Consider the following 11,850-nt stretch of genomic DNA (forward strand, 5'->3'; position numbering starts at 1 on the left):
TATTGACATTTAGCCTGTCAGGCTATTCAAATGAGCCTATTTCCCGTCTCAATAATGATAGTATATTATCCAAATTAATAAGACGTGAACATGTTATCTTACATGACTCGCTGAATCCCTGCGATAGCTTGTACAGAGTAATCGGCCGTAGGAGCTACTATTTAGACAAGAATAAATTCTCAGGGACTGGAATAGATATAATTGTTTTTCCGAAAAAAGGCAACAATATTGTAATCTCCTCGTACACCGTCGACAAATATAACGACTATGAATCCATCTATAAACGCGAACTAAATAGAGTGTCAGAATGGATAGACATGGTTGACATCACCAAACTGATCAAGGACAAGGAACCATGTATCCTTAACGGACTTGCATTTGCCAAAGTCTTAGGCTTGGTTTTTATGTATGATATAGTGCCAAAAACGGCTGAGAAAACAACTGTCAAAAATGATTCCATTAATGGCAAATGAAAGCGGGGCGGTCAAGCGGGTGATGTTTGTCGGAGGGTAGTCTACATACTTCATTGAGCAAGCTACAAATCACACGGTCTCTGATGTCGCTCCATATCCCGAATGAAAACGAAAACCGATTTTGCTATCGGGAAAAATTGCGAGGCAGAAGGGTCAGAAGGGGTAGCCGATGGCGAGGTGGAAGGCGAGCGAGTTTTTAAATGAAGTCATGTTGTAGTAACCGCGCTTGCCGGTGTTGTAAGGAGCGTGGATGCCTATACCGAGGTCGCCGCGCACGACAAGCATGCCGATGTCCACACGCAGCCCGACACCCGTGCCGACGGCGAGGTCTTTGAAAAACCGCTTGCCTTCAAGCTTTCCGCCGGGACGCGACGGGTCATTCTTCAGAAGCCACACATTACCTGTGTCAAGGAATGTGGCGCCATGCAACGGACCGTATATACGGAAGCGATACTCGACATTGAACTCAAACTTAAATGTACCCGTCTCATCAAAATTATTGGACGAGCCACCCTCGGGATGGTAGCTGCCTGGACCGATGCTGCGCACAGTGAACGCCCTTACCGAGTTGGCGCCTCCTATGTAGAACTGCTCGCTGTAAGGCACCTCCGACGCGTTACCGTAGGCATGGGCTATGCCGCCGAATATACGGGTGACAAGCCAGTTTTCAGAGTGGAAGCGGCGCGAATACACCACCTGCGCAGTGCCTTTTACAAACTGAGAGAACGGCATACCGAAGAGTCTCTTCTCGCCCTTCACCCCACACGCACGCCACAGCGCCCAGCACACATTGCCCGCCTCCTGGATGGAAGCCTGTATATTTATCTGGTTATTGCGGTTGATGCGGCGGTCATAAATCATCGACCAAGCCATCTGGGGTATAAACTGGTTGCGGAAACTCAGCCCGACAGCAGGATTTGCCCCGATTATGGAGTCAAAAGCGGCGGTAGTGCGCATCATTTTCGTATATGTCAGCTTCAAAGGCGTGTAGGTATAAGTGAAATATTTCCTGAGCTGCCAGTCATAATTCATCGACGCGCTGAACTGAGCCATGTTAAAATAGTGGGGACGGTTCAGCAGGTCGGCGTTAAGCGTGAACCGGGTCCAGTTAAGATTACGTCTTGAGAGCCTTATGAATCTCGGGGCAAGCACGCGCGGAAATGCCAGCGAACTGTTTATACCGACCTCGTAGCTATTGAATATCGAGCTGCGGTCATGTCCGGTCTGCCATTCATATGACCCGGTGAGTGCGACCCTCAGCTGCTCGCCGCCGCCGAAGAGATTGCGGTTGGTGACCGCCACTGTCAGTCCCGGGCCGAGATAACTGTTAGACTTCGACGACACATTGGCTTCTATACTCGCCTCATAAGGCGCGTCAAACGTGCAGTCGACCGCCACGTTCAATATCGGGTCGGAAGATGTCGTATCGGGCATCGCCTGGATATTGATGTAGTTGAATATGCCGAGACGCGACAGATAGGTCTGTGTGCGGTTCATGTCGCGCACAGAGAAGTATTTCCCCTTTCGGAAGGTGACACACTCCGGTATTATCGCCGTCCTTAACTTTGACGGTTTCATCTGCACCACGGTAGCCCGCGGGGTCATTATTGTATCGGCTGTTCCCCCTCCCTGGTTTCTATTCACGTAGACCGTGATGTCGCCCGTGCGATAACGGCGCAGGGCAAATTTAGGCACATTACGCGCTATCGAGAGCCTTAGCGCTATGCGCTCGCGCGTGATAGTGCTGTCGGCAAGGTATTCTATGTATTCCGGAAGGAAGAAGTAATAGCCGAGATTACGGAGCGAATTGGCTATACGTGTGCGCGCGGCGCTTAACGAGTCGGTGGAATACCGCTCCCCTTTCCGCAGATAGTTGTTGAACCGCGCTATTGAGTCAATCTTATGATACAGATGACACGTGTCGGGGAGATATTGAATCGAGTCAAGCAGATAAGCCGGACCCGTCTCTATCGTATAGGATATTTTCGCCTTCTTGGGATTCCGCTTGTTGTAGACAAGCTCATAGGAGGCTGAATTACGGAAAAAGCCTGAATTGCTAAGCTCATTCTCAATCATTTTAGTGCGCAACTGCGGACGCACGTCACTTACCAGCACAGGGTCCTGCACAAGCTTTTCATACAGCCAGTGTTTCAATCCCTTCTCCGGATTGCTCATGTGATTATAGGTCCACAGCCCAATAGGTATCCACTGCAAGGTCATCCCCATCACCTTCAAGCCGTTGGTCTCGGCTTTCACGGCTGTGTTGACCTTGTCTTTCACCCCCTCGGGCACCTGCTCCCCCTCGACAGGCACTATCGACACCTTCTTGACTCCTGTGTACAGCACGTCGTCTTTCCCCAGCCGGCTTGTGGTGGAGCATGATGTAAAACCCGCAGCCATGAGCAACATGACGGCGACAAGCGGCAGCATGCCATATCGGGATAAAATGTCATTCAGTCTTGCCTTCATCTTTTTCATCATTTGAAGAGTTAACGGGGAGCGCCGCCACCTGTTCCCGCGACGGCGCGCGGCGGAAGCGGAACATGTCGCGCAGAGAGGCGAGCTTACGGCGATAGACGAAACCGACACCGGTCTGTATGACCTCGCCTTCAAGTATGCTCTCATATCCTACATGCCTGAACAGCCTGACATACATCGAGCCGCTGCGGTTGAGCATGTATTCAAACGAGATGTCATTTATAAGATTCTGGGAGAAATTCTCATCCATGTTGGCATCGGTCGAGTAGTTGCCGCCCACCACAATCTTGAACCGGTCGTTAAAGAGCGACTTGCTGACGCGGTAGCTGTAGCTCGTGGTCGTGGAGGTAGCTCCGTCGGCGGTGCGGTCATACTGGTCTATGCCGAAGCTTATGTCGACACCCTTTATGGTATTTGCCGCCCATGAGTTAAGCCTTGACGTCAGGAACGAGAACAGAGGGTTGCCGCTAAGATTAGCCGACGCCTTTGTGCCTGGACCGGTGTAGACGTTATAAAGGAGAAGATTCATCGCCTGGTTGGCTCTCTGCTCCGGACTCATGGTCTCCAGCTCATTCTGCACGGTGAGGTCGTCATTGGTCGACAGGTCAAACCCCACGTCCATGTTGCTAAGCGTGCCGGTCACGTTAAGCGCCACAATGAAGTTGACAAGACGCGAATCCTGACCGCTCTCGGTGACATTTGCCTTCATCGTGTCGTGGGCGTGCAGGTTGAGTATCGGGTTCATCATGTCACCGTTGAACGCCACATAGCTGCCGCTCTCGAAGTTAAACAGTTTCTGCGACATCAGCGGCGGAGTGTAGCGCACAAATCCGTTGTCGATATTGAAGCGCCCGGTAAGACGCATGTCACTGAACGGCGACATGGTGAAGTTAAGATTAGCCGTGCCTTGTATCTGCGCCTTGTCCTGCCCGTTGGCAGAGATGTCGACATTGATGGTGGTGCCTTGTGATATTATCAGTTGCGCGTCAAGCATCATCGCCATGCCTGTATCGGCAATCGTATCGGCGATGGCTACAGCCGCCGTGTCGGCAAACTGCACAAATTTCACCATGTCATCGTCGGTAGCACCGAGTCCGCTCAGATTATCGGTCACCGTATTGACAACATAAGTCACGTTGCTGCCCTCAAGCAGGTCAAGACGCGCGTTGACCCTCAGGAAGTCGAGATTGCCTTTCACGTCGCCGTCAAGGTCGATATAGGCCTTTCCGTAGACATCGACATTCTTTTTCTTCTTTGAGTCGACAATCATCATGTTACGTGCCTTCATGCCAAGGTCAATCGCCGGCGACATAAGATTTTTCATGTCGACTGTGCCGTTGATAGTCAGCGGATTATTGTTTTTTGCCGATATCGTGTAATTGTCAAACCTCACTACATTGCTGTCGACCGGAATCTTTTCTTCCGAAAATCTGAACTGAGTGCCGATCATGTTGACCGCAACAGCCGCCGAGTCAAAGTCAAGATAGCCGTTGAATGTAGGCGACGCGATTGTTCCGGTGATGTCCATCTGACCGTTGAGCATTCCGCTGAGAGTCGCCATGCCGGGCGGCAGGAACGGGTTGACGATACGCAACGGGAAGTGTATCATCGAGAAATCGAGCATAAACGGATTGACCGCCGTGCTGTCATTAAGCTTTCCGACAGCAGTTATCACTTTAATACTGTCGACCATCAGCGACGTGCTGGCGTTCACCACACCCGAGGCATCGGTGCTGAGACCTACGTCAAAGAGGAATGACCCTACGCGCTCGCCGCCGTAGGTGAAGTCATCAAGCGACACATCGCCCTTGCCGGTAATCGACTTTTCAGCCGCATTCCAGCCAAGATGTATGTCAGCGCCTGCGACACCCTCAATCGGGGGTGCAAACGGCGACAGCGACAGCCAGTCGGCAAGCTGTATGCCAGAAGCATTGACTACAATATCCTCCTGTCCGTCAGTGGCGCCATCCACATGTTCGGTAAATATCTTCAGGTGACTGTCTCCGTTTGACAGGTTAAGATTGGCGTCAATGTGCCTGTCGGCAAGATTCACGCTTATTATATTGTCGGGATTAATCGACCATGTCTTATAGCCTATCACCGGTTTCAGCGGTGTCATGCGCAAGGTAATCACAGAGTCAGCCGCCGCAAGATTGACACCGAGCTTGAATCCGGTCTCATTTTTTATATTTGACTGATTTACAAAAACCGACAAGTTCTCATTGGCGATAAATCCCGAGGCATTGACATGGGCAAAATCATCAAATGTGCCGGGACGGTTGTTCATCGCCGCCCTGAACACCAGATACTTGCCGTGCTGGAACGCATTGAGCCTTACAGAATCGATGCGGGTGTCGCCGACGGCAATGCCATATGCCTCTCCGGCAATGCGCATCAGGGAGTCATTACGCATGTTAAGACTCAGTGTATTAAACGATGTCTTTGAGGGCTCGAGCAGACTTGACAGCACACTCTTCCTGCCCGACTGAATGTCAAGCACAAACGGGGGCAACGATTTCTGTATCGAGTCGACATCAATGCGCCTTGCCGCTATGTTACGGTCAAGAATCGCCATCGTGTTGGTGACACGTGTCATAAACGAATCGAGCGGACACGCCGCAATCAAGATTGTGTTGAGCGACTCATTGGAAAGTTTCACTGTCATGGTAGAGTCGTCGGAGGCAAGCGACGCGTCAACACGCGGAGTGGCGAGGCTCATGTCGGGCATGTCCCACTTCAGCGAGGTCACCGCCACGTCGGCATCGATAACATTTTGCCGCGGCAGCATCTTTCCGCTTCCCTCTATAGAAAACGAGCCCTTTGACATGGAGGGCGACATCTTCAGCCCCATCAGGTCAAGATTACGGACATTGCCGGTAAACTGCGCCTCGTAGGCATCTTTTCCAAGCTCGCCTGTCAGCGCCAGGTCAAAGTCGGCGTCACGGTTCATAGAGACCACAGTCGCATCAACCTTACCGCTGTCAAGGCGTGCGGTCGCCCGCAGGTCGGAATACGTGACCTTCTGATATTCCACCGCCGTCACGTCAATTTTTGCATCGATGGACGTAAGCGGCGACATAGGGTCATAGCCACGCCCCTTCACAGCCGCCGAAGCCGATACATTGCCGACACCAAGCTCCGGCATGATTGACGCCACGGGAAATTCCTGCATGGCGAGGTCAAGGTCATATCTTTCCGCCTTGCCGTTCCACATAGCGTCGAGCAACACAGCGCCATCTCCCGTATAGGCATCGAGATTACCCTTAATCGTGCCACGGTTCATGTCGACCCTTCCGGCAAGTTTTATCGGCGGGATGTTTATACTGCGCGCGAGTTTCGCCTCAAGCACCGTAGGCTTAACGAAATTTACATTATTAAGATTGCCCTCAATGTCGATATTGCCTCCGAGCCGGTCAGGATTCATCATGTCGGTCACATTGCCGCGCATCTCCACATTCATATAGCCGGGCAATGATGCCGCAAGACGGTCAATCGACAGGTTAGAGACAGTGCCGTTTATGTCGGCGTCAAGTTTCATGTCGTTATAGCGCGGCATAGTCTTCAGCATGGGCGACATTGCCGGCATAATCATCTCGATATCGGGGATGCCCACCTGCGCCATCGCCCTGAGCGACAGAGGCAGCGAGGGATCGGATGCAAAATCGCCCATACCCATCTCGGCGTTGAAGTCAAGACGGGAGAAAAGCGTGGTGATGTTGAAGCGCTCCGCTTTCATCGCGACACTGTCCATCGAGAAGCGGCCTGAAGCCTCGATGCCGACCCCGCAGCGCTCCTTTGCGGCAAGCCTGCGAAGCGGCACTATAATCGAGGCGCCCTTGTTGTAAAAAGAGTCGACACGAAGGTCTACATCGGTCACCTGCAGGTAGTTCATGTCAAGTCCGGGCTGCGGGACCGCGCCCCTTACTCCGTAAAGGGCATCCTTACCTGTAAGCCTGACAGAATCGCCGGTAATCACCCACATCTCGTCATCAGACGACGTCACGACAGTGTCAACAGCGGCTACAAGAGTCGAGTCGACAGGATGGGCGGCAAGCCACTCGGGAGAGGGTGTGAGATAAGTCGCCGTCACCGAGTCGACACTCAGCGACGAGGCATGTATGCGGCGTTTACCCATATCGACGAGTCCGTCACGCAGAACTGCCGACGGCACCTTTGCGCCGAGGGAGTCAATGACGGGAAGCATCGACATGCGGTAATTTATATCATGAAGCTCAATCAGCCCGGCTTTTATCACAAGGGGCATAGCCGCGGCTGTGTCGGGGGGAGTGGCGGTAGTGTCGGTGCCGTTGAACAGCAGCGTCACGTCGCCGCCGTCAAGGCGCGCGCGGCTCACGTCGATGCGCTGATTCTTGAGGTCATAGCTTGACGGCGACAGCTCAAACTGCCTTACATCAGCCACAAGATACATCAGCGAGTCGGGAGTGCCGAGCTGATAGCGGACATCTTTCACGCTTCCCTCGGCATGAATGTCGAGTTTCAGCAGCTGCATCAAGCCTACATCAAGCCTTATGTCGCCCGCGCGGAGCATGGTGTCGCCCTGAGCCTCGATGACAGTGACCCCGCCGAGTTCAAGCCGCAGAGGCCATTTCAGCCTGAAGCGGTCGACGCCGATAGTCATGCCCGTGGACTTTGCCACCTGCTTCAAAGCGAAATCCTTGGCAAAATCCTGCACAAAGGGCACATAAAGCAGCGCGGGAATTAACAGCAACACTATCAATAGCCACATCAGCGCTTTAAGCACACGTCGGATGAATTTATTTTTAATAAGATGTCCCACTTAAATAAATAGTCGTTTTAAAAAATATAACATAAAGTTACATCTTTTGTTTTTAACATTAGCTAAACTTGCAAGGATAATTTTTTAAATACGTTGTCAAGTAGTATCTTTGCACTGAATTTTTAGGAATTATTCCGAATTGAGACATTCTCACATATATATAATAACAGCGGTGCTATTATGTGCCCTCAGCTCCCTTGCCTCATCATTCCCATCACGGACCGGCGACGAGAGCCTTCCTGCTGTACATGATTCTGTAGACGCAGCCCCCGACTCGCAGGCTACCGTCACGGAGAGAAAGCGTCGTGTCGACAGGCATGACCGCACCCCTTTCAGCGAAATGGACTCCGACTCGATTGCAGCGGCTATATTGCCCCCGCCGCTTCCGGAGATGCCCCGCCAGTCGCGCATACGCCGCCAGAAAGTCGACCTGGACAACACCGTGGTGTTTTCAGCCAAGGACTCGATGATACTCGTAGGGCAAAACAGCGCCTACATGTATGGCGATGCAGAGCTGACCTACGGTGACCAGAAGCTACAGGCGGCGGAAGTGGCTATGGACATGGCTACCAACAACGTACATGCGCTTGGGCGCCCCGACTCGACCGGCGAGCTTACCGGCAAGCCGGTGTTCAGCGACAAGAGCGGAGAGTATGAGTCGGAAAACATGAGCTTCAACTTCAAGACCCAGAGAGGCTACATCAACAACGTAGTGACCGAGCAGGGCGAAGGATACCTTACAGGCGGCAAGACAAAGAAAATGGAAAACGGTGAGTATTTCCTTAAAGACGGCAGATACTCGACCTGCTCCGACCATGAGCATCCCCACTTCTATTTCCAGCTCACAAAGGCTAAGGTCAAGCCCAAAAGCAACATCGTGACAGGCCCCGCCTATATGGTGCTTGCCGGACTGCCGCTGCCGCTTGCCGTGCCGTTCGGATATTTCCCCTTCTCTGAAAAATACTCTTCCGGAGTCATATTCCCGACCTTCGGCGACGACTACAACCGCGGATTCTATCTAAGCAACGGCGGTTACTACTTCGCCATCAACGACAACGTCGACCTCGCCCTTACAGGCGAAATCTACACCAAGGGGTCGTGGGGTCTCTCAGCACGGTCAAGCTACGTGAAGCGCTATAAATTTTCCGGCAGCTTCAATATCAGTTATCTTAACACGATATACGGAGAGAAAGGCAATCCCGACTATGCCAAGCAGACCAACTTCCAGGTATTGTGGAATCACAGCCAGGACGCGAAAGCCAATCCCAACATGAACCTGTCGGCAAGCGTCAACTTCTCCACGAGCGGATATACACGCAGTGACGTAAACAGTTATTACAGCAACTCGTTTACCGAAAACACCAAGAGTTCGACGGTCAACCTCACCTACCGCATCCCCAACTCGAAGTGGTCGCTGTCAACGACCATGAACATCGCGCAGCGCACACAGGACTCGACACTAAGTGTGTCGTTTCCTAACATCACCGCCACGATGTCACAGTTTTATCCCTTCAAGCGCAAGCGTGCTGTAGGAAAAGAGCGATGGTATGAGAAAATAAAGATGTCTTACTCCGGTATTCTCCAGAACTCGCTTACTGCGAAACAGGATGAATTTATCCATAAAAGCCTGATAAAGGACTGGCGCAACGGCATGAAGCACTCAATACCTATCTCAGCCACATTCAATGTGTTGAAATACATAAACGTGACTCCGTCGCTCCAGCTCACCGACCGCATGTACACCAACAAGGTCAAGCGCCATTGGGACCCCGCGCTGATGGCAGAAGTGTGTGACACCACCTACAGTTTCTACAACGTGTGGGATTTCCAGGCATCGGTATCGCTCGACACGAAGCTTTACGGCTTCTACCAGCCGATGAAATTTCTTGGTGACAAAGTAAAGATGATACGCCACGTGCTGACGCCGTCAATCTCATTTTCAGGCAATCCCGACTTCTCATCGTCGTTCTTCGGATATTACGGTCAATATCAGTATCAGAACACCGCCGGAGAGACCATGAGCCGCAAATATTCTTACTTCCCCAACGCGGTGTTCAGAGTGCCGGGACAGGGAAAATCGGGTTCGCTGAGTTTCTCGCTCGCCAACAATCTCGAGATGAAGGTGAAGAGCAACGACAGTATAGGCGAGAAAAAAATATCGCTCATCGAAAACCTCTCTATCTCGGAGAGCTATAACTTTGCCGCCGACTCGATGAACTGGAGCGACATCAATACCTCCATCCTGATACGCCTCGTCAAGAATTTCAACCTCAGCCTCTCGGCTACTTGGGACGTGTACACCTATCAGCTCAACTCGTCGGGCAATCCGGTGCGTGTCAACATTCCGCGTTGGAAAGCCGGAAAAGGGCTCGGAAGACTCCGCAACACCGGAACATCATTCTCTTACACCTTCAACAACAACACCTTCAAGAAAAAGGACAAGAAAGACGATAAGCGCGGCAACCGTCGTGATGACGAGGATGACGATTATTATCCCGACGACGAGGAAGGCGACAACTTCTCCGGCAACAACAACCGCCGCAACCGCGATAATGAAAACAACATGGTGGAGATGAACGATGGCGGCTATATGAAGTGGGAAGTCCCGTGGAGTCTCACGTTCAACTACTCGATCAACTACGGCTACGGCAACTTCAACAAGGAGAAGCTGGAGTATGACCCTCGTATCACCCAGAATCTCAGCTTCTCAGGCAATATACAGCCTACCAAAAACTGGAATTTCGGATTCAGCGCAAGTTACAATTTTGACACCCACAAGCTCGCCTACATGAACTGCAATGTGTCGCGTGACCTGCATTGCTTCACTATGACAGCAAGCTTTGTCCCGGTAGGACCCTACAAAAGCTACAATTTCCACATAGCCGTCAAGTCGTCGCTTCTCCAAGACCTCAAGTACGACAAGCGCTCATCTTATTCCAACGGCATCACCTGGTATTAACCCGGGCAGCCATTGGCGCATTACAGTGATTTACAATGCATCATCATGGATTATCCATGCAGCTACACAATAGGGTATTAACGTGAATTTCAACGCATTATCATGGATTGACCATACGGCTACACGGCGTGTATTGACGTGATTTACAATGCATTATCAATGATTGCCTATACAGGCAGTGTAGGGGCGAGTGGAAGCTCGCCCGCGTTGAGCACGCCGATGACGTATATGTGGCGGCATCCCCGCCGGGAACAGACCGCGTTTCCGCTGTGCATGTGTTGCGGGCGACCTTCCAGTCGCCCCTACAGCTACGCGGTGGAGCGTTGCGGTGATTTTCAATGTATCATCAATAGTTGTCCATACAGCTGCGCGGTGGGGCATTGACGTGATTTTCAATGCATCATCATGGATTGTCCATACAGCCACACCGTGGATATTGCGGTGATTTACAACATATTATCAAAGACTGTCCATGCAGGCAATGTAGGGGCGAGTGGAAGCTCGCCCGCGTTGAGCACGCCGATGACGTATATGTGGCGGCATCCCCTTGCGGGGATATTCTGTGTTTTCGCATGGTTTGTATTGCGGGCGACCTTCCAGTCGCCCCTACAGCTACGCGGTGGAGCGTTTGGGTGATTTGCAATGCATTATCAATGATTGTCCATGCAGATACGCTGTGGGTATCGACGTGATTTTCAACGTATTATCAATGACTATCCATGCAGCTACGCGGTGGAGCATTGCGGTGATATGCAATGCATCATCAATGATTGTCCATGCAGGCAGTGTAGGGGCGAGTGGAAGCTCGACAGGATTTATAAGTGATACTTAATTATCTGATTATAATGTCATAATGTCAAATGATACATTTTTATTTGCACATTTACGATATTTTGCTGTATTTTACGGTTAATCGATTTCACATTTCAAACAAAATCAATAGATGAATAAAAAGTTATTGTTTTTACTTCCAGCCTCACTATTATTGGGCGTAACCTCATGCGAGATTTCGGATTTTATTAGTGAAGGAGGAATATATACAGCTCCTGTTTCATCGTTTCCTAAAACATATGTATATATAATAAAAGGAATGGTTAATAATAAGTAATTATGAAATATAAAATTTTAATGTCAATATGCAC

At 51.1% G+C, this 11,850-nt stretch carries 4 protein-coding genes; 2 read left to right on the top strand and 2 right to left on the bottom strand.

Annotation, left to right across the window (positions count from 1 at the left end):
- On the top strand, nt 1-473 hold a 473-nt coding region (locus tag E4T81_RS15805), incomplete at its 5' end, for a hypothetical protein (protein ID WP_209308216.1).
- A gap of 153 nt (nt 474-626) precedes the next feature.
- Here the strand turns inward: E4T81_RS15805 and E4T81_RS15330 are convergent.
- Nucleotides 627-2,942 (bottom strand): BamA/TamA family outer membrane protein, encoded by a 2,316-nt coding sequence (locus E4T81_RS15330; protein ID WP_245207115.1) that lies wholly within the window; start codon nt 2,940-2,942, stop codon nt 627-629.
- Nucleotides 2,923-7,749: a translocation/assembly module TamB domain-containing protein gene (locus tag E4T81_RS15335; RefSeq protein WP_135046111.1), complete on the bottom strand. Its 4,827-nt coding sequence runs from the start codon at nt 7,747-7,749 to the stop codon at nt 2,923-2,925. Before E4T81_RS15335 ends, E4T81_RS15330 begins: the two co-directional genes overlap by 20 nt.
- Nucleotides 7,750-7,921: 172 nt before the next feature.
- On the opposite strand from E4T81_RS15335, the gene E4T81_RS15340 reads away from it, so the two are divergent.
- On the top strand, nt 7,922-10,708 hold the full coding sequence (locus E4T81_RS15340; RefSeq protein WP_209308217.1) for a putative LPS assembly protein LptD: 2,787 nt from the start codon (nt 7,922-7,924) through the stop codon (nt 10,706-10,708).
- Nucleotides 10,709-11,850 lie beyond the last annotated feature (1,142 nt).

Source organism: Barnesiella sp. WM24, from assembly GCF_004570975.1.
Lineage (GTDB): Bacteria > Bacteroidota > Bacteroidia > Bacteroidales > Muribaculaceae > Muribaculum.

Coding starts and splice junctions, on each gene's coding strand:
- E4T81_RS15330 (WP_245207115.1), bottom strand. CDS start 2,942: ATGAAGGCAAGACTGAATGACATTTTATCCCGATATGGCATGCTGCCG.